Origin of the sequence: Larkinella soli (assembly GCF_003703975.1) — a bacterium.
Lineage (GTDB): Bacteria > Bacteroidota > Bacteroidia > Cytophagales > Spirosomataceae > Larkinella > Larkinella soli.
In genome coordinates this window covers 663134-681571 of record NZ_QTJY01000001.1, presented here as the reverse complement: position 1 = coordinate 681571, position 18438 = coordinate 663134, and the positions used below count along the sequence as shown (strand labels likewise).

At 58.5% G+C, this 18438-nt stretch carries 15 protein-coding genes; 6 read left to right on the top strand and 9 right to left on the bottom strand.

Annotation, left to right across the window (positions count from 1 at the left end):
- Positions 1-42: 42 nt before the first annotated feature.
- From DX909_RS04855 to DX909_RS04840, 4 genes are all read right to left on the bottom strand, one after another.
- Positions 43-276, bottom strand: coding sequence for a hypothetical protein (locus tag DX909_RS04855; protein WP_128543980.1), 234 nt, complete (start codon positions 274-276; stop codon positions 43-45).
- 12 nt (positions 277-288) lie between these two features.
- Positions 289-3165 (bottom strand): T9SS type B sorting domain-containing protein, encoded by a 2877-nt coding sequence (locus tag DX909_RS04850; RefSeq protein ID WP_128543979.1) that lies wholly within the window; start codon positions 3163-3165, stop codon positions 289-291.
- Between the two features lie 264 nt (positions 3166-3429).
- The gene (locus tag DX909_RS04845; RefSeq protein ID WP_128543978.1) at positions 3430-4425 is read right to left on the bottom strand and encodes a glycosyltransferase family 2 protein; all 996 of its coding nucleotides are present in this window, start codon (positions 4423-4425) and stop codon (positions 3430-3432) included.
- Between the two features lie 18 nt (positions 4426-4443).
- Complete coding sequence (locus tag DX909_RS04840) at positions 4444-5928, bottom strand: circularly permuted type 2 ATP-grasp protein (protein WP_128543977.1); 1485 nt, start codon at positions 5926-5928, stop codon at positions 4444-4446.
- A 213-nt stretch (positions 5929-6141) separates the two neighbouring features.
- Here DX909_RS04840 and DX909_RS04835 point away from each other — a divergent pair, with 213 nt between their 5' ends.
- A complete protein-coding gene (locus DX909_RS04835; protein ID WP_128543976.1) occupies positions 6142-7698 on the top strand; it encodes a DUF5723 family protein in 1557 nt (518 codons plus the stop codon).
- 82 nt (positions 7699-7780) lie between these two features.
- Here DX909_RS04835 and hslU read toward each other — a convergent pair whose 3' ends face one another.
- The 5 genes from hslU to DX909_RS04810 form a co-directional block, all read right to left on the bottom strand.
- On the bottom strand, positions 7781-9175 hold the full coding sequence (gene hslU, locus DX909_RS04830; protein ID WP_128543975.1) for an ATP-dependent protease ATPase subunit HslU: 1395 nt from the start codon (positions 9173-9175) through the stop codon (positions 7781-7783).
- A gap of 115 nt (positions 9176-9290) precedes the next feature.
- Complete coding sequence (gene porQ / locus DX909_RS04825; protein ID WP_128543974.1) at positions 9291-10331, bottom strand: type IX secretion system protein PorQ; 1041 nt, start codon at positions 10329-10331, stop codon at positions 9291-9293.
- A gap of 57 nt (positions 10332-10388) precedes the next feature.
- A complete protein-coding gene (locus DX909_RS04820) occupies positions 10389-11123 on the bottom strand; it encodes a hypothetical protein (protein ID WP_128543973.1) in 735 nt (244 codons plus the stop codon).
- On the bottom strand, positions 11120-11884 hold the full coding sequence (locus tag DX909_RS04815; RefSeq protein ID WP_128543972.1) for an LVIVD repeat-containing protein: 765 nt from the start codon (positions 11882-11884) through the stop codon (positions 11120-11122). The genes DX909_RS04820 and DX909_RS04815 overlap by 4 nt, the downstream gene beginning before the upstream one ends.
- A gap of 11 nt (positions 11885-11895) precedes the next feature.
- Positions 11896-12447, bottom strand: a complete 552-nt coding sequence (locus DX909_RS04810; protein ID WP_128543971.1) for an LVIVD repeat-containing protein — start codon at positions 12445-12447, stop codon at positions 11896-11898.
- A 105-nt stretch (positions 12448-12552) separates the two neighbouring features.
- Between DX909_RS04810 and DX909_RS04805 the strand changes: the two genes are divergently transcribed.
- The 5 genes from DX909_RS04805 to DX909_RS04785 all read left to right on the top strand — a co-directional run bounded on the left by DX909_RS04805 (position 12553) and on the right by DX909_RS04785 (position 18347).
- On the top strand, positions 12553-14109 hold the full coding sequence (locus tag DX909_RS04805) for an acyl-CoA carboxylase subunit beta (protein ID WP_128543970.1): 1557 nt from the start codon (positions 12553-12555) through the stop codon (positions 14107-14109).
- 127 nt (positions 14110-14236) lie between these two features.
- Entirely contained in the window at positions 14237-14818 is a 582-nt protein-coding gene (locus tag DX909_RS04800; protein ID WP_128543969.1) for an RNA polymerase sigma-70 factor, read from the top strand.
- Positions 14819-14827: 9 nt separating this feature from the next.
- Entirely contained in the window at positions 14828-15208 is a 381-nt protein-coding gene (locus DX909_RS04795; protein ID WP_128543968.1) for a DUF5618 family protein, read from the top strand.
- Between the two features lie 50 nt (positions 15209-15258).
- Positions 15259-16293 (top strand): FecR family protein, encoded by a 1035-nt coding sequence (locus tag DX909_RS04790; protein WP_128543967.1) that lies wholly within the window; start codon positions 15259-15261, stop codon positions 16291-16293.
- A 65-nt stretch (positions 16294-16358) separates the two neighbouring features.
- Positions 16359-18347 (top strand): STN and carboxypeptidase regulatory-like domain-containing protein, encoded by a 1989-nt coding sequence (locus DX909_RS04785; protein ID WP_128543966.1) that lies wholly within the window; start codon positions 16359-16361, stop codon positions 18345-18347.
- Positions 18348-18438 lie beyond the last annotated feature (91 nt).

The window sequence follows — 18438 nt, the reverse complement described above, 5'->3', positions numbered from 1 at the left end:
AAGCCCCTTCCGGCAACCGGAAGGGGCTTTTTTGTTTCCACTTTATTGCATGGAATCCATCAGTTGCCGTCGGGTCGGGCGCTCGGACTGGACCTGGTAGTTCAGCCCTTCGACGTCCAGAAAATCGACGAAACCGGCATAGTCATCCACCTCGAAGAGACAGAAGTTGTCGTACGGCTCGTTAAAAATCTCCACTTCGGTCAGCATGGATTTTTTCTGAAGATTTCGATACTGCCCGGCGGTCAGGTCGTTCTGCTTGATCATGAAATACCACATCGTCAATCCGGATCAGTTGGTTCCTCCGGATTCGCGGAGCATTTCGACCCAGCCTTTGTAGACCTCAGGCTGGCTGCTGCAATCCAGCCGGAAGAACTTGACCGATACCTGGTAGTAATACAGGCCGCCGGGCAGTTCCTGACCTTTGGCCGTTTTGCCGTCCCACCGCATATTGACGTCGCTGGTCTGAAAGACCTTCTGCCCCCAGCGATTGAAGATCGACAGCTCGGCCGATTCCACGAACCGAGGGCAGCGGGTGGGCTGGAACACGTCGTTCTTGCCGTCGCCGTTGGGGGTAAACACGTTCGGCATCTGAACAAAGGTACAATTGTCCTTGCAGGCTACATTCGAGGGCGCGCTCTCCTGGCCGCTGCGGCTGACGGCCGTCACCTGATAGCAGCCCGCCAGCGAGGTCAGGTTTTCTTGCCGGAAGGTCATGGCCGGCGCGTTGATCGTCGCCAGCAGCTGCATTTCCCCTCCCTGGCAGGGTGTGAAATAAAGCTTGTACTGGGCAATGTTCCGGTCACAGGTTCCCGTCGTGGGGTTTTGCCAGGTCAGCGTATTGGCAAAGGTGGTCGAATTACAGAACGCGTCCGGGACCAGGGCGGCACAGTTCAGCGAGTCGACCCGCAGCTGGGGCGGGCAGGGCCGGGTGGTGTCGATGGGCATGGCGCATACTCCCTGCGAAAAGTTGTACAGAAGCGTCGTCGGCAGCGGGGCCGCATACCGCCCGACGGTTTCCACCCGGTAGCAGTAATTGCTGTCGATGGACATGGTGGCCGGAATTACCCCGTCCTGGGCGTAAGTGTCGCTGCCGGTGTCGGTATAAGTAAACGTATTGGCGGCTTGCACATTCACCAGCGCGACGAGGTTGAACGGACCGTTGGGGCCATTTTTACTGCGGTAGACGCGGTGTTGCTGGTTTTCATTGCTCCAGGGGGTGTTCGCCTGCCAGTTCAGCTGGACACGACGCACACCCGCCGTGGCCGTCAGACGTACGGAAGAGGCCGGTTCTGTGGCATCGAGCCGCTGCAGCTGGCCGGTAGCCGGGTCGGTGAAATAAAAGTCGATCCGGTAACGGTAAGCATTGGCGACCGTGTTCAGGCCCCGGTCGGTATACACGGTGTCGGGAGCGGTGGGCTGAAGGGTCGTGTTGATCGAGGCCACCTGCGTAAAGTTGGTCCCGTTCAGATCGGTGGCCCGGAACAGCCGGTACTGGAAGGGGCCGCTGCCGTCCTGCGCATTGATACCCGGAGGCCGGGTCCAGCGTACGGTGATCACCCCGCGGGTGGCGTCGGTCGTATCGACGGTGACGTTCGTGATCAGGGGTACCTGCTGGGGCAGGTTGACGCAGACCTGTTGGGAAACCACGCTCGTTCCGTTGCCCGGGCGCGGATATTGCACCATGATGACGTAGCTGTACTGAACCCCCCGCTTGAGGCCCTGGTTGCTGTTGTTATCCGTAAAGTTGCTCGTTCCGATCCCGACCTTGCCGATTTGGGTATAGCCGAGGCTGGTAGGATCGTTGGCGGCACAGGGGTCGAGATTGACGTCGGCGCAGCCTTCCTTCCGGAAAATAATCATCTCCGTACCGGTCGGCAGCGAGCCCTGCCCGCAGGAGTAGGGCGTCCAGGTGAGGGCGATGGCCCGGCCCGAGGCATCGGCGGCCGCCCGGGCGGTCAGGTTCTGGGGCTGCGGGGCATACACCCGGATGCGGAAGGACTCCAGGGTGGCGAGCTGGGTTTGTCCGGCTCCCCGGGGCTGGTCGACCACCCGAAACACGACGTCATACGGTTCCTGGCGGACGTGAGCGCAGTTGGTCTGCCACTGGAAAATGGAAGTGGCCGGGGCATTCTGGGCACCGCCGGGCGTCAGGGTGGCCGACGGGGCTGCCACCAGCGAAAGCGGCTGGTTATCCGGGCTCCGGTTGAAAGGCCCGCCGAACCCGGTGATTTCCAGACGGTTGTTGTCAGGGTCGGTAGCGGTAATGGTCTGACGGATCAGGGTGCCGGCCTGCACGCAGATATCGGGCGGCACCAGAATGGCCGGTCGCCGGTTCTGGGAGGGAGTGACGATGATCTGCATATCACGGATGATTTCTCCAATCTTGACGCCGTCGCGCCATTCTTCCACGATGAAGGCGATGTTGTACTGCCCGACCTCGGCGGGAGCGTCCCAGCAGACGTCGCCGGTGATGGGGTCGACGGTCAGAGTGGCCGGGGCGGTGCCGGCTTCATTGACGGGGTTGGCGCCGATGCGGTTCGGATCGGAATAGCCGGCTACCCGGAGGATGTTGCAGTTGCCCTGCTCGTCACCGCGCTTGCCGGAAGGAACGTAAAGCCGGTAGGCGAGGCTGTCCCCGTCGGTGTCGAAAGCGGCCGGGTTATGGCACCATCTCTGACCGACGCGGGCCGAGTCCAGCGGGGGGTTCAACAGAACCGGGGTGCTGTTCAGGCCGAGCGAGGCATTGACGACGATGGTGGTCCGGAGCTGAAAGCTGGTTTCGATGGAGCCGGGAATGTTCCGGACGTTTTCGTTCCGGTTCGTGATCGTACAGATGATGTTGTACGTTCCGGGGCCCGGATAGGTAAAGGTGGCCACATAGGTGTTCACCGAGGTGGCCCGGTTGATAAAGTTTCGGGTGGTCCGCTTTACGGCCACGGCCGGCCCAATTCCAAAGCAGAAATAGGACGGGTCCTGTTGTTCACTGGCCTGCCTGCCGCCGATTTCGTCGTGGTAGGTGGTCAGGGTAACTTCATAGGTGAGCGAGGTGCTGGAGACCCGACGGGTGGTGATTTCACCCGCCCTCAGGTGAGTGGCCCGTACTTCGGAAAGTGCCAGCAAACCGAGCAGGATTGTCCCCAGCAACGAGAGGAAATATGTTTTCATACACCGAAGAATTTCTATACTTACAACAACGTACAATTAGCAGGCAGAGGTATAAGAAATGTGTCCATTTGAGGCAATAATAGTAATAAAGTTGAGGGAAGAGGAAAGGAAGTGAAAGAGTTTGAGAAATTAGGGGTTTGGGAGTGGAAAAATAGCCGGAATTTGTCACCCCGACGCAGGAGAGACCTTGCGGCTGAATGACCCGGCTGATGGGGCGCTGAAGCACGGGATCCCTAACCCCTTAACTCTTTAATCCCTCCACTCCTAAACTTTATAAAACCCTCTTCGGTTGAACAGCGTCTTCCAAAAGAACCGCAGAAAAATTCCGACGTGCCGGGCAAACTCCCGCTGATTCTCAAGGTCGGAGAGGAGGGGTCGGCCGGACCGGAGGTTGACCAGCATTTTCCACCCAAACACCACGGGAAGCATGGTCAGGTAATGCAAAATAAGCAGGAGGTAGGCACCGACGCCATACTGCTTCCGGACCCACAGGAGGTTCGATACCTGCATCTGGGGTTTGAACCGGTTGATGTGCGTCACTCTTCGCTCCTGATAGTCGGTGCTGCTGCCGTATTCGAGGTGGATGTAAAACCGGTCGCGGAGCAGGAGCATTTTGCCCTGCCGACCCAGCCGGGCCGACCACTCCACGTCTTCGGCGTACATGAAAAAATTGCCGTCGAGCCTGCCCGCTTTCCGGATCGTCTCCCGGCGGGTCATGATGAAGGAGCCGATCAGCCAGTCGACCTGCTCCGGGTCGGTGTAGGTGCGGTCGGGGAGCGCCCGCCGGATCAGCCGACCGAAAAAACCGGTACCGGGAAAGAGAAAGAAATACCGGCGGAGCTGGTTGAAACCATGGTAGGCCTCCGTATGGACCTGGCCCTCCCGGTTGATCTGCATCGGCCCGACGGCCGCTACTTCGGGCCGGGCATCGAGAAGGTCGGCGCAGTATTTCAGCACATTGTCGACCAGCAGGGTATCGGAGTTCAGCAGCAGCACCAGCCGTCCCTTCGATTCGTCGATGCCGAGGTTGTTGGCTCTGGAAAACCCGGCATTGTACCCCGTCTCGAACCACCGAACCCCGGGAAAGGCCGTCAGGACGGTTTCCCGGCTGGCCGGTTCCGAATCATTGTTGACCACGATGACCTCGTAGGTCAGGCCGGTGGTATGTTCGGCGATGGAGCGAAGGCAATCGACAACTAACTGCGGGGTTTTATAATTGACTATGATGATCGACAGGTCAGGCGGGGAAACGGGCTGCATGCCGGCAAAGATACGAACTCAGTACAATACCCACGTATCCTTTCCGCCCCCGCCCTGCGAGGAGTTGACCACTAAAGAACCCTTGCGGAGCGCGACGCGGGTCAGACCGCCGGGGATGACGTTCACCCCGTCGCCGTACAGAATATACGGACGAAGGTCGACGTGCCGGCCCTCGGCCGAATCGCCCACGATGCAGGGAACGCGGGAGAGGGAAATCGTCGGCTGGGCGATGTAGTTACGCGGGTTTTCCTTGATCTTCCGGCGGAACAGTTCATGTTCGGCCGCCGTGGCTTTCGGGCCGATCAGCATGCCGTAGCCGCCCGCTTCGTTGGCTTCCTTCACCACCAGCTGTTCAATGTTTTCGAGGACGTATTTGCAGTCGTCTTCCTCCCGGCAGATATAGGTTTGCACATTCGGGATGATCGGCTCCTCGTCGAGGTAGTATTTGATGATCCGCGGCACATAGGCATAGATCACCTTGTCGTCGGCGACGCCGGTTCCGGGAGCGTTTGCGAGCGCCACCCGGCCTTTTTTATAGACCTCGAAGATGCCCGGAATGCCGATCAGCGACTCGGGATTGAAGACGTGCGGGTCCAGAAAGGTATCGTCGATCCGGCGGTAGATGACGTCGACGGTCTGGAAGCCTTTGGTCGTCCGCATCTTGACGTAGCCGCCCGAAACCACCAGATCCCGGGAATCCACCAGTTCGACGCCCATCTGCTGGGCCAGGTAGGAATGTTCGAAATAGGCGGAGTTGTAAATACCGGGCGTCAGCACGACAACCGTCGGGTCCGGCCGGTCGGCAATGAACTGGAGCATCTGAAGCAGGCGGGTCGGGTAGTCGGACACCGGCCGGACGCCCGTGCGGGCCAGCACTTCCGGGAAGGTCTGTTTCGTAAGTTCCCGGTTTTCAAGCATGTAGGATACGCCCGAGGGGGAGCGGAGATTGTCTTCCAGCACCATGAACTGGCCGTCGTCTCCCCGGATCAGGTCGGTTCCGGTAATGTGGCACCAGATATTTTTGGGAGGCTTCAGACCCATGCAGGCCGGGAGAAAACACTTGCTGGATTCAATCAGATCGCGGGGAACGATGCCGTCGTTCAGGATTTTCTGCTCGTTATAAACGTCGTGAATGAACAGGTTGATGGCCTGAATGCGCTGGATGAGGCCCCGTTCGAGCCGGTTCCACTCCTCCGACGGGATGATGCGCGGAATAATGTCGATCGGCATGATCCGCTCCGTTCCTTCGCCCTCCGAATAGACGTTGAAGGTAATCCCCATCGACATCAGGGCGCGTTCCGCAGCGTGCTGCCGGCTGACCAGTTCCTCCTTCGTCAGTTGCTCAACGCGTTGTTTAAAAGGCTCATAACCGGAACGGACCGTTCCGTCGACCGCAAACATTTCGTCGTAAAAACTTTCGGTCTGATAGTCGCCAAACGAGAACGAATGGCTTTGTGACTGGGTCTGCGTTTGGCCTCTCTGCGACTGAGTCTGAAATTGCATTGGTGGGTTGCGGTTTTAAACAAATAAAGTATTTAGAATGCAATAATATACAAAATAAAATATGGGATGGAGTAGAACTCTCCGATTTTATAAAGAATGTTGGAAAAAGTACAGGATTTTCGTTGTATACCAGTTCCTAAATTTCCGTATACAAAATGTATATTTAACCCCTCAACGTGGCAATAAGAGGTTGGATCTATTCCGGAAAGCTGAATGATTAGAAGAGTTGGCCGATTGTTAGCCACGGCGATGGGTCTGGGGCTGGCCTTACCCGTTGCAGGGCAGTACCTGACGGGCATCGTGAACAGTAATTATGCAGGGACGCAGTCCGTGTACCGGCATCCTTCCGAGGTGGTGGATTCCCGGTACCGTTTGTATCTGAACCTGGCTTCCTTCGATCTGTATGCCGCCAATAACTACGTCCGCTGGGTGGCGCCCTTTTCCTTTCCCAGATACCTTACCGGGAACATTCCGAACCAGTACCGCGCCGAGCGGGGCCGAAGCCTGCGGCAGACCGGTTACATGGAGGAACAGCTCAACGGCCGCGACAAGCGGATTTCGATCGGGGGGGAAGTGCGGGGGCCGTCGGCACTCGTCAACCTCAACGATCGGTTTGCCGTTGCGGGGATGACCCGGATTCGGACCGGCATTTCCATGCGGCAGGTCTCGGAGGAAATGGCGCGGCTGATGCTGAACGGAACCCAGATTCTGGAGCAGCAGCGCAAGGTGTTTGAGAATCAGAGCGGCTACGCCAACCTCAATGCCTACGGCGAACTGGCCGGAACCTTCGGGGCCGTCCTTCTGGACAACGACGACCGGTTCTGGAAAGCCGGCCTGACGGTCAAACGACTCATCGGGCTGTACAACACCCATATGGTGGTCAACGACGGCGCGCATGAGATCGTCCGTGATCCGAACCAGATCGGTTTTCAGGCCCTGATGATCCGGAAGTTCAACGGGGTTTACGGATATACGTCCCAGGGCGCCTTTGAAAGCGCCGGCCTTTCTCCGGCCTGGCTTCTGGGCGGCCGGTCGGCCGGAGGTGGATGGGGCTTCGACCTCGGCATGACGTACGAGTACCGGCCGGAAATCCGGAAATACACCTACCGGGAAAAAGGAGAACTGCGCCGGGACCCGACCAAAAACAAATACCTCTACAAAATCTCGGCCTCACTCGTCGACATCGGCGGTATTCGCTACCGGAACGCCGGGTATGTCAACCTGTACGACGTCGATGCCGCCAACAAACTGATCACCAATACGACGTTTCGGGACGCCAAATCGCCGGATGAAATCCAGAACCGGATCGTGGACGTGCTGGACCTGAATCCGGCTCAAAAACGGACCTCTTTCCGCTCGGGCCTGCCGACGGCCCTCAACGTCAGCGTCGATTACCGGGTGCAGGAAAAGGTTTACCTGGGCGGACTCTGGACCCAGAGCCTGAAGCCGGCTCAATCGGTGGCCATGATGGTACCCTCGATGGTGGCGGTGGTGCCGCGCTGGGAGAGCCGCTGGGTCGAGCTGGCCGTACCGTTCACCCTTCAGGACAATTACACCCTGTTTACGGTGGGGCTGGCCGCCCGGCTGGGGCCGGTCTTCATCGGCACCGATCACCTCGGCGGCCTGACCACTATCGGCAAGCCGCGCGGGGCCAATCTGTACGCCGGGGCCGCGATCCCCCTGTTCCGGAAAGGCCCCGTCAACCCGAACAAATGTTTTTTTCCACCGCAGGAAGGCGGTTACTGGAAGCGGTTCGGACGCAGACGGTAACAGAAAAAGCCCCGGTAAGAAAGTCCATTCAACAAAAAAAGCCCCTCCTTACCAAGGAGGGGTTGGGGTGGTTGGGAGTGAATTACAGTATAAACTGGCTCAGGTCCCGGTTCTTAACCAGTTCGGTCAGCTTTTCCTGCACCATTTCCTTCGTCACCACCACATGAGCGTTCGGGCCGATCACGTCCGGAATGTCGAACATGAAGTCGTTGAGCAGCTGACTCATTACCGTCTGCAGCCGGCGGGCACCGATATTTTCAACCTCCGAATTCACCTGGAAGGCAATCCGGGCGATTTCCAGCAGGGCATCTTCCTGAAAACTCAGTTCCACCCCCTCGGCGGCCATCATGGCGACATACTGCTTCGTGAGGGCGTTTTTGGGCGCTTTCAGGATCTGGAAGAAATCCTCTTCCGACAGGCTTTGCAGCTCCACCCGGATCGGAAACCGGCCCTGAAGCTCCGGAATCAGGTCCGACGGCTTGGAAACGTGGAAGGCCCCGGCGGCAACGAACAGAATATGGTCGGTATTGATGCTGCCGTATTTGGTGTTGACCGTGCTACCTTCGACGATCGGCAGCAGGTCGCGCTGCACGCCCTCCCGGCTGACGTCCGGTCCGCCCGAACCGCCCCCGCGGCTGGAAGCGATTTTGTCGATTTCATCGATGAAGATGATGCCGGTATTTTCGGCTTTCCGGATGGCTTCCTCCTTCACCTCGTCCATGTCGATGAGTTTGGCGGCTTCCTCTTCGAGCAGAATCTTCTTGGCTTCCCCGATGGTCACTTTCCGCCGGCGGCCCCGGCGCGGCATCATTCCGCCGATCATTTCCTGAATATTCATCATCGACAGTTCGTCCACCGTTCCGCCGATCATGCCGATGTTGGGAGCCTGGTTCTGCTGAACTTCGATCTCGATCTTGCGCTCATCCATTTCGCCCAGGCGGATTTTTTCGCGGAACCGCTCCCGGGTGCGTTCGTTCAGTTCGGCGTCCGAATCCGGGATGCTGTCGTTGTTGCGGTCTTCCATCATAAAACCGGGGGCCTGCTTGACGGGCGGAATCAGAATGTCCAGGATCATATCCTCGACGATTTGAAGGGCCCGGGTTTTAACCTGTTCCTTCTTGGCCGCCTTGACCATGCTGACCGATTGCTCGACCAGGTCGCGGACCATGCTCTCCACATCCCGGCCGACATAGCCGACTTCCGTAAACTTGGAGGCTTCCACCTTGGTGAAAGGGGCGTCGGCAATTTTGGCCAGCCGCCGGGCAATCTCGGTTTTTCCAACTCCCGTCGCCCCGATCATCAGGATGTTGTTCGGGGTAATTTCCCGCTGCATTTCGGGCGTGCTGTTCATGCGTCGCCAGCGGTTGCGGAGGGCGATGGAAACGTTTCGCTTGGCATCGTGCTGCCCAATAATATATTGATCCAGTTCGGCGACAATCTGCCGGGGGGTCAAATCTTTCAATTCTGTTGTCGTCATTCTCTTAACTTCAAAGCAGCCGGGCCTTTCGGTAAAATCGGTTTACGCAAAATTGTATCGGTGCTGGGTTCACAGCAAAGAAACACAGTAAACGGCAATATGTACCCCGGCCGGTTTATTTTTTTGGCAGGATGCGGTTCAGGTCGAGCCGCAGTGACAGGTGGCTGCTGCCGCCGGCCACGGGTGTATACAGAGATCGGGCGTAGGCCAGCTGGAAGCCTTTGGCCTGCACGGCCGCCCCGAACGAAAACCCGGCCGCGCCCGAACCTGTCGCGAGTTTGCCTTCCTGCCGGTGAAGGTGATGGTAACCGGCCATCAGGTGGACGTTGCGGTGAACCAGAAATTCCAGACCCAGGGCCAGATGCCGCAGCACCTTTTCCGGAAAGGATACCTTCCGGGGAAGGGGGTTGCCGTTCAGGTCGTAGGTGACGTTCTGGGCCGGGTCGTTGTAGACGATGTCGAACCGCTGGAGGTGGTGGGCCGTGAGCGTAGCGCGCACCGGCAGGTGTTCCGGTTTGACCGTCACGCCCATCTGTAGGTCGAACGGCAGATCGGGCGGGTCGGCGCCCTGGGTGTATTCTTTCAGCCGAAAACCGGCATTCCGGGCCACGAGCCCGATCACGAGGTCTTTCTTTGGGTGTTTCCAGGTGCCGCCGAGATCGAAGGCCACCGCAAAGGCCGAGTAGGTGTCGATGGACGAACCGACGGCTTTCAGGGTGGCCCCGAGGGTAAAATTTCCCTCCGTTCGGGCGTGGGTGAGACTGAGAGCAAAATCATTGGCGCTGAAGGTGCCGGTCGGGTTGCCGAGCAGGTCCGTCTGATCGAAGGTCCCGAAAGAAAGGTATTGCAGGCCGGCGGCCCAGTAACCCCGGCTTTTGACCGGCAAACCGTATTGAACCGTATAATACCGGGTGGAGGCAAAATAAGGAACGAAGCTCAGGGTCAGCTGGTGGCGGGCGGCCGAATCCAGCAGGGCCGGATTATTCAGAAAATAGTGGCCCTCGGGGGAAAGGGCGGTGGCCGCCGTGCCTCCGAGGGCCGCAACCCGGGCGTTCGGGGGAATGTTCAGAAACGAAAAACTGCCCTGTCCGCCGGGAGGCTGGGCGAGGGCCGGAGGAACGAACAGGGATAGAATGACGAATAAAAATGCTCTCAATCGGTGACGCCTGATTTCCCGCACTGACCGTTCAGCGACGGCCCTAAGGTACGATTCCTACAAAATATACCCAACTTTAAGACCCAGCGTTCCGCTCAGCCGCAGGCCCCGCTCCCCGGTGTCCCAGAGGTTGAGCGGCAGGCTGATGTCCCGGACCACCTCCTCCGGCGTCCCACTGATCCGGGGCGAGTTCACCGACCGGAAGCCCAGGCCCATGTAGAAGTCCAGCACCCACCGATTATCGCCGGGCATGGTCATCACAAACTGCCGCCCGATTTTGAAGTGGCTGCCCCAGACCGTCCGGCTGATCGGGAAAGTGCCCCGCTCGAAGAAGGCGCAGGTGCCGTCGACACATTCGCGGCCGACGGCGGTATTTTGAAGCGTAGAAATCTGCTTGTAAAAGACCTCCACGGCGATATAGCGCCCGAGGGGAACCGTGGCGAAATGCGGTTTCCGGTGGCTGCGGTACCGGCCCGAATACCGTCGCCATTCGGCCCGGCCGCGCCAGACCTCGAACCGGTCATAGTCGTCCCGTAGGTCCGGATACAGGTTGATGCCCTGCCAGCCGTAGCCGAATTCGCCCTGCACCGAGTGACGACCCCCCAGGAGCCGCTCGGCCCCCGCCTGGATCGTATTATGCGGATCGAACAGCGCGAGCGGAGCCGGCTTGACGACCCATTTCGGCGGACGCGGCATCTGGGGCGCCAGCGTATCCACCGCCAGGGATTGGGCGTGAAGGCCGCCGGCCGCCAGCAACACCAGCGCCAGGGCACGGACAGGAAAACGTTTCATTGATTGTCGATCGGGAGTTTGCTGAGAAGGGTGAGTTCCTGGGAGTCGTCGTACCTATACTGAAAAATACCGTCCCTGCCGGTGACGATCAGCAGGTGGTTGCCGGGGATGACGTCGTAGGAGCGCAGGTCGGTGAAATTCTTCAACAGACGCAGGTTCAGCGGATCGGTGGCGTCGAAGACCTTCAGCCCATGGTCGCCTTCGGACACGAACAGCAGGTTGCCGTCGATGCCGAGGCCGTGCGGGTTCGTCATCGGAATGGTGCTGACCCGCACCGGGTTAGCCAGGTTCTTAATGTCTACCACCTCCAGTCGGTTGGGCCCCGTGTTGCAGGCCGTTCCGCTGCGCAGCGTCACATAGGCATAATCCCCCTGGGCCACCACCGGGTCGCAGCTGTAGATGTGCCGGTAAAACGAGGTTTGCTGCGGCTGGGCCGGATTCGCCAGGTTCATGATGTGCATGCCGGTCTGGGTGCCGATGAAGAGGTGGTTTTTATACGGAAAGATGGTTTCCACCCCAAAGCCGAGGGTAACCTTGCCGAGGCTTTTTGGATCGGCATTCTGAGTGACGTCATACACGTTCAGGCTGTGGGTGTTGACCACATACAGGTAATTGCCGGCCACCGTAAAACGCGCCATGGACCCGCCCTGCCCCGAACCGCCGTCCGGATTGGGCATTCCGGAACTGTCTCTCGTGCCCGTTTCGGAACAGCCGGCCAGGACCGCCAGACCGATCATCGTGAGAATCAGAAGATTTTTCATGGATGGATCGGTTAACGGTAACACTTGGGATTGCTGACCATCGCCGTCTCCCAGCGGACCACGATGCCGCGGGCCGGGTCGGCGCACTCGAACTGAACCCCGCGTTCCTGCGGGTAGGAGGGATTCGGATAGGCGTTTTTGATCCGTTTTACCACCTTTACCTGCGCCGGGTCGCTGATGTCCAGCGCCACCAGGTCCACCGTATTGTCGACATAGAGAATAGTGCCTTTCACGGCCATGTCGACATTCCCGGGAACGGAAATGAAGGAGAGCTTCCGCGGACGGGCGGGGTCGGCATTGTCGATGACGTGGACGCCTTTACCCTGCTCGTTGATGAACAGGTAGCGGTCTTTGACGTAAATCTTGCCGGGGCTTTTCAGCGGTTGCGGACCGAGGGTTTTGATGGTGGCGACCTCCTCGTAAGTGGCGTAAACCGGCCGGAGGGCCTGGACCTGGCGGTCGGGTTCTTCTTCGGCATTCTGCCGGCAGGCCGGCCCCAGCAGGAGCAGGAACGGAACCACCAGGCGACGGAAAGGGAGATGGAATGTAAAACGGTGTTTCATGGGCCTATAATAACATTGCCTGAGAACAGGATACAAAATGCGGTTTGTCCGTTGGATTGTTCAGGAAAAATTAATTTTGTTGCGAAACTTCAATTCAACCCGTGCATGGACACCGAGATCAAGTCTTCCAAAACCGAAACCCTGGACCGAAAAAATGCCGAAGCCGAACTGGGTGGCGGCCAGAAACGCATCGACGCCCAGCATAAAAAAGGGAAGCTGACCGCGCGGGAGCGCATCGCCCTGCTCGTGGATGAAGGGTCGTTCGAGGAAATCGGCAAGTTCGTCATGCACCGGACCAAAGATTTCGGGCTGGATAAGGAATACTACCTCGGTGACGGCGTGGTGACCGGCTACGGGACCATCGACGGACGGCTGGTTTACGTCTTTGCCCAGGATTTTACGGTGTTCGGCGGAGCCCTTTCCGAAACCCATGCCGAGAAGATCTGCAAAATCATGGACCTGGCCATGAAAAACGGCGCGCCCATCATCGGCCTGAACGACTCGGGTGGTGCCCGGATTCAGGAAGGCGTACTTTCGCTGGCCGGTTACGCCGATATATTTTACCGGAATACGCTCGCTTCCGGCGTCATTCCCCAGATTTCGGCCGTCATGGGCCCCTGCGCGGGCGGAGCGGTGTACAGCCCGGCCATTACCGACTTCATTCTGATGGTCGAGAATACCTCGTATATGTTCGTGACTGGCCCGAACGTGGTCAAAACCGTCACCCACGAAACCGTCACGGCGGAGGAACTGGGCGGGGCCGGCACGCACAGCACGAAGTCGGGCGTTACTCATTTTGCCTGCGAGAACGAACTCACCTGTATCCAATATATCAAGAAGCTGCTGAGCTATATCCCGCAGAACTGCGAGGACGAACCCGCCCGGCTGCCCTACGCACCGGCCGACGAAACCCGCCCGAAGCTGACGAACCTCATCCCGGAAAATCCCAACCAGCCGTACGACATGCGGGAGGTGATCGGGGAGGTGGTGGACGCCGACAGCTTCTTCGAGGTGCATAGGAACTTCGCGGAGAACATCGTGGTCGGTTTCGCCCGGCTGGAGGGACGCAGCATCGGGGTGGTGGGCAACCAGCCGGCCGTCCTGGCCGGGGTGCTCGACATCCACGCCAGCACCAAAGCCGCCCGCTTCGTGCGGTTCTGCGACAGCTTCAACATCCCGCTGCTGGTGCTGGAGGACGTTCCCGGTTTTCTGCCCGGCACCGACCAGGAGTGGAACGCCATCATTACCAACGGGGCCAAGCTGCTCTACGCCTTCTGTGAAGCCACCGTTCCCCGGGTGACGGTCATTACGCGGAAAGCCTATGGCGGGGCTTACGACGTAATGAACTCCAAACACATCGGAGCCGATATGAACTACGCCTGGCCGACGGCCGAAATTGCCGTAATGGGGGCCAGCGGGGCGGCAGAGATCATCTTCAAACGGGAAATCGCGGAAGCCGACGACCCGCAGGCCAAACTGCAGGAGAAAGTACAGGACTACACCAGCAAATTCGCCAATCCCTACCGGGCGGCCCACCGGGGCTATATCGACGAGGTGATTTATCCCGAACAAACCCGCCAGAAGCTCATCCGGGCGTTCCGGATGCTGGAAAACAAGGTCGCCACGCTGCCGAAGAAGAAGCACGGCAACATCCCCCTGTAACCGTTCAGAAAATATTTTTAACCATTCGTGGGGGGAAAGTGCCAATTGGGTGTCTTCATATCGATTGTGGTAGTTCCGTATGAAAAAAGATTGGTAGATTTGCCTTGGGAAAAATCGACGTAACTACGTGCAACTCACTGATCAGGAATTGGTTCATGCCATCCGACTGGGTAACGAGCAGGTGTTTGAGGCCGTGTTTCGGCAACACTACGCTCCGTTATGTCAGTACGCACGTACCTTCCTGCATGATTATGACGATGCCGAAGAAACGGTTCAGGCCGTCTTTCTGACCATTTGGGAGAAGCGGGACGGGCTGGAAATCAACGTTTCTCTGAAGTCCTATCTCTACCGGGCCGTTCATAACCGGTGTCTGAATCGCATCCGGCACCTTGCCGTGCAGGCCGAACACCGTGAGCGGGCCGCTTATGAGATGTACCAGGTCGCCGAAGCGCCCGCCCAGTCGCTGATTGCCGACGAATTGTCCGACCGGCTGCAGCAGGCCATTCAGCGGCTACCCGAACAGTGCCGGCTTATTTTCATCATGAGCCGATATGAAGAATTGAAGTACCAGGAGATCGCGGACCGGCTGGGGCTTTCCATCAAAACGGTGGAAAATCAGATCGGGAAGGCGTTACGGATCCTGCGCACCGAATTGGCGGATTATTTGCCGATTTTGCTGTTTTTCCTGTTATTGGAAAATAATCCGTAACACTAACCTATGAAAACCGTACACGAAGCGAAGCGTTATATCGATAACGCCAAAGGCATTCTTCGGGAGAAAGCGAAGAAGGAAGATGGTATCTACCAGGATAAAAAGTACGTCAAAATGGCCGGTCACACGGCTTATGCCGGAGTTCTGGTGGCGCTTGACGAACTTTTGGGCAGGAAGAAAAAAGGTCGGAAAGACGTCGACTGGTACAAAAACCAGTTGTCTCAACTCGACAAAAAACTGTTAGGCCAGTTCGTCGCCGTTTACGACACGTTGCATTTGTCGATGTCGTATGACGGAAATCCTGATGCGGAAGTCGCTCAGGCAGGGCTGAAACGAGCAGAAATCATTATCAACTGGGTGGAGCAGCGGCTGCAGAATGCCGCCTGACCCGGGCGGTTCAGAATACATTTAAGAGTCCGGAAAACAAAAGATCAATCGTGGCGGACCAACCCGAAAACCGAATCGACGACAACCTGCTGGGGAAATTCCTGGCCGGAGAGACCGATACTGCCGAGTCGGAACGGGTCCGCCATTGGTTGAGCCAGGGGGAAACGGAACAGCAGGAGTTCGGCCGGTTCGAAAAAATCTGGGAAACCGCCGGTGAGGTCGCCCAAAAGGCCCCGGTCGACACGGATGCCGCCTGGATGAAGATGAAAAGCCGGATGCAGCCGGCATCAGCCGCACCGGGCCGCACCGAAGCCGCCGTCAAACCGCTGCCTACCGTGCCCCGCCGGAACGAGTGGACGATGGTCTGGCGCGTAGCCGCAGCGGTCGTGCTGCTTTCCGGCCTGATGTGGTTTTTCCTGAAAGAAACGGAGACGAAACCCGCCGAGCAGCTGGCCGTGGCCGGGACTACCGGTAAAATCGAAAAAATCCTGCCCGACGGTACCCGGGTACTTCTGAACAAAAATAGCCGCCTGACCTATCCCGAATCCTTTGCCGCCGACCGCCGGGAGGTAACACTCACCGGAGAAGCCTTTTTCGAAGTGACGCCGGATGCCGCCCGACCGTTCCGCATCCGGGCCCGGAATACGACCGTGCAGGTACTGGGGACTTCCTTCAGCGTGCAGGCTTATAATGCCGACGTCAAAGTGGCGGTGCGGACCGGCAAGGTGAAGTTTTCGGCCCGGGACAAGGCCGTTACGCTGGAAAAGAACGAACAGGCGGCCTTCCTCGCCAAAAGTGATACGATTCTGAAGGCTCCCCGCGTCGACACCAACATCTGGTCTTTTAAAACCGGCCGGCTGGAGTTCGATAACGAGCCGCTGCGGGAGGTGATCCAAACCATCAATCAGGTCTACCATGCCGATGTCCGGCTCGGGAACAACCGCCTGGGCAACTGCCCCATCGACGTTGTTTTCGATGAAAAAGATAGCCTGGACTACGTCATCCAGATTACGGCCGAAACCATGAATCTGAAAACCCGTCGGGAAGGGTCGCGCTGGATCCTCGACGGAACCGCCTGCCAATAAACCTCACAACGTGCATAGGGGGGTGGGGCCGTCTGCGTGTCTTTTACCCAAACGCACCATGAATCATGTACCCGTTCCGTATCGTAACGCTTTTAGTAATTATCGCTTCGACCGTCTTTTCCGCCCGGGCCCAATCCTCTTCCAATGATCGGCCGCCCCTGGAGCGTATCATTTCGGTCGATCTGCGCAACGAGCGGCTGGGGAATGCCCTGAAAATCATCAGTCGGGAAGGCCGTTTCAACTTCTCCTACAATTCCGACATCATCAACGAAAACAGCCCCGTGACGCTGCGGGTCGACCGGACACCGGTTCGGGAGGTGCTGACCCAGCTGTTCCGGAATGCGATCAGCTTCCGGTCCCGGGGGAACCACATCATCCTCCAGCGGGCGGAAGCACCCGAAGAAGCGCCCAAAAGCTTTATCCTCGACGGCTACATCATCGACCGGCAGACGGGCCAGCGCGTCAGCCAGGTCAGTATCTACGAAAAAACCACCCTGGCCTCCACCGTCTCGAACCCATACGGCTATTACCGCATCAAACTCTCCACGGACATCCCGACGGTGCGTCTGGAAGTCCGGCGTAAGTATTATTTCCCGGAAACCGTCGCCATCCCGAACCGGCAGACCCACACGCTCCGGATTCTGCTGACTCCCTCCCCGCTCCAGCCCGACCTTCAGCCGATGGCCGTCCGCCGGTCGGTGGACACCACCCGTCCGGCTCCGATCGTTCCGCAGCCGATGGCCGTAGCCGTTCCGGTGGATTCGGTCCCGGAACCGAAAACCGGCCCGACCCTCTGGGACCGGAGCAAGTCCGTGGTGGAGGAAACGTCCGCTGATTTCGCCGACTGGTTCAAGTCCACCAAGCAGGCCATCCACGATGCCAACCTCGCCGGCGACACCCTGCATCGGTATGTCCAGTTCTCCCTCTTTCCGTTCGTAGGGACCAACCACACCCTGAGCGGCCGCGTCATCAACGAGTACTCGTTCAACCTGGTGGCCGGCTATTCGCTGGGCGTCCGGTCGGTGGAGTTAGGCGGCTTTCTGAACATGGTCCGGGGGGATGTGGAAGGGGTGCAGGCGGCCGGTTTTGCGAATATTGTCGGAGAAAACACGAAAGGGGTTCAGGCGGCCGGGTTCATCAACGGGGTGCGGGGCAACGTGGTGGGCATTCAGGCGGCCGGTTTCGGCAACACGGTGATCGGGACCGTTCGGGGGATTCAGGGCGCCGGATTTTACAACATGACGCTGAGCGATATGCCCAACAGCGTGCAGGCGGCCGGTTTCGGCAACATCGCCGTCCGGAGCCTGAGCGGTTTCCAGCTGGCCGGATTTTCCAACTTTACGGGGAGTGATATGAACGGCTTCCAGCTGGCCGGCTTCGGCAACATCACCGGCGGGAATATCAGCGGCTTCCAGTTGTCCGGCTTTTCGAATCTGGCCATCAAACGGCTTTCAGGCTGGCAGATCAGCGGCTTCCTGAACTATGCGGGAGAAGTCGAACGGGGCCACCAGATCGCCATCATCAACATTGCGGGCGCTTCGGAAACCACCCCGATCGGTCTGCTCAGCTATGTCCAGCGCAATGGGTACCGTCGGCTTGAAATCTCCACCGATGAGCTGATGACCGCCAACCTGACCTTCAAAACCGGGGTCCGGCGCTTTTACAACATCTTTACGGGCGGTTCCAATCTGGGCATTGCGGGGAAACCGCTCTGGAGCCTCGGGTATGGCTTCGGCACCGCCTTCAACCTGGGCCGCACCTGGATGTGGAACATCGACCTGACCGGCCACGTCCTGAGCGCCCCCGACCGGTTTTACTGGGATGAACTGAGCAGTACGGTTCGGTTAAGTACCGCGATTGAGAAAAAACTGGGCGGGCGCCTGGCCCTGGCTTTCGGTCCGGCCGTTAGTCTGTTCATCAGCGATTTTACGCAGAATAAACCCTCTACCCGTTTCGACGTGCCGATCTTCCGGAAAACCGACGCCTATTTCAACACCTTCTACTCCGGGTGGGTCGGTTTTCATGCCGCCCTCCGGATTACCAACAAAAACTGACCGTCAACCCGAAGCGGGTTGCAGGATTCAATGGGAACCGTCCACCGAAAGACCCGGTTCTCAGGAGTCCTGTTGCCTTTATTTGCGGTAA

What these genes read in the sequence shown, in the direction of transcription:
- DX909_RS04785 (WP_128543966.1), top strand. Translation starts at nt 16,359, where the DNA reads ATGTACCCGTTCCGTATCGTAACGCTTTTAGTAATTATCGCTTCGACC.
- DX909_RS04840 (WP_128543977.1), bottom strand. Translation starts at nt 5,928, where the DNA reads ATGCAATTTCAGACTCAGTCGCAGAGAGGCCAAACGCAGACCCAGTCA.
- DX909_RS04845 (WP_128543978.1), bottom strand. Translation starts at nt 4,425, where the DNA reads ATGCAGCCCGTTTCCCCGCCTGACCTGTCGATCATCATAGTCAATTAT.
- DX909_RS04835 (WP_128543976.1), top strand. Translation starts at nt 6,142, where the DNA reads ATGATTAGAAGAGTTGGCCGATTGTTAGCCACGGCGATGGGTCTGGGG.
- DX909_RS04810 (WP_128543971.1), bottom strand. Translation starts at nt 12,447, where the DNA reads ATGAAACACCGTTTTACATTCCATCTCCCTTTCCGTCGCCTGGTGGTT.
- DX909_RS04850 (WP_128543979.1), bottom strand. Translation starts at nt 3,165, where the DNA reads ATGAAAACATATTTCCTCTCGTTGCTGGGGACAATCCTGCTCGGTTTG.
- DX909_RS04795 (WP_128543968.1), top strand. Translation starts at nt 14,828, where the DNA reads ATGAAAACCGTACACGAAGCGAAGCGTTATATCGATAACGCCAAAGGC.
- DX909_RS04855 (WP_128543980.1), bottom strand. Translation starts at nt 276, where the DNA reads ATGTGGTATTTCATGATCAAGCAGAACGACCTGACCGCCGGGCAGTAT.
- hslU (WP_128543975.1), bottom strand. Translation starts at nt 9,175, where the DNA reads ATGACGACAACAGAATTGAAAGATTTGACCCCCCGGCAGATTGTCGCC.
- DX909_RS04820 (WP_128543973.1), bottom strand. Translation starts at nt 11,123, where the DNA reads ATGAAACGTTTTCCTGTCCGTGCCCTGGCGCTGGTGTTGCTGGCGGCC.
- DX909_RS04815 (WP_128543972.1), bottom strand. Translation starts at nt 11,884, where the DNA reads ATGAAAAATCTTCTGATTCTCACGATGATCGGTCTGGCGGTCCTGGCC.
- DX909_RS04805 (WP_128543970.1), top strand. Translation starts at nt 12,553, where the DNA reads ATGGACACCGAGATCAAGTCTTCCAAAACCGAAACCCTGGACCGAAAA.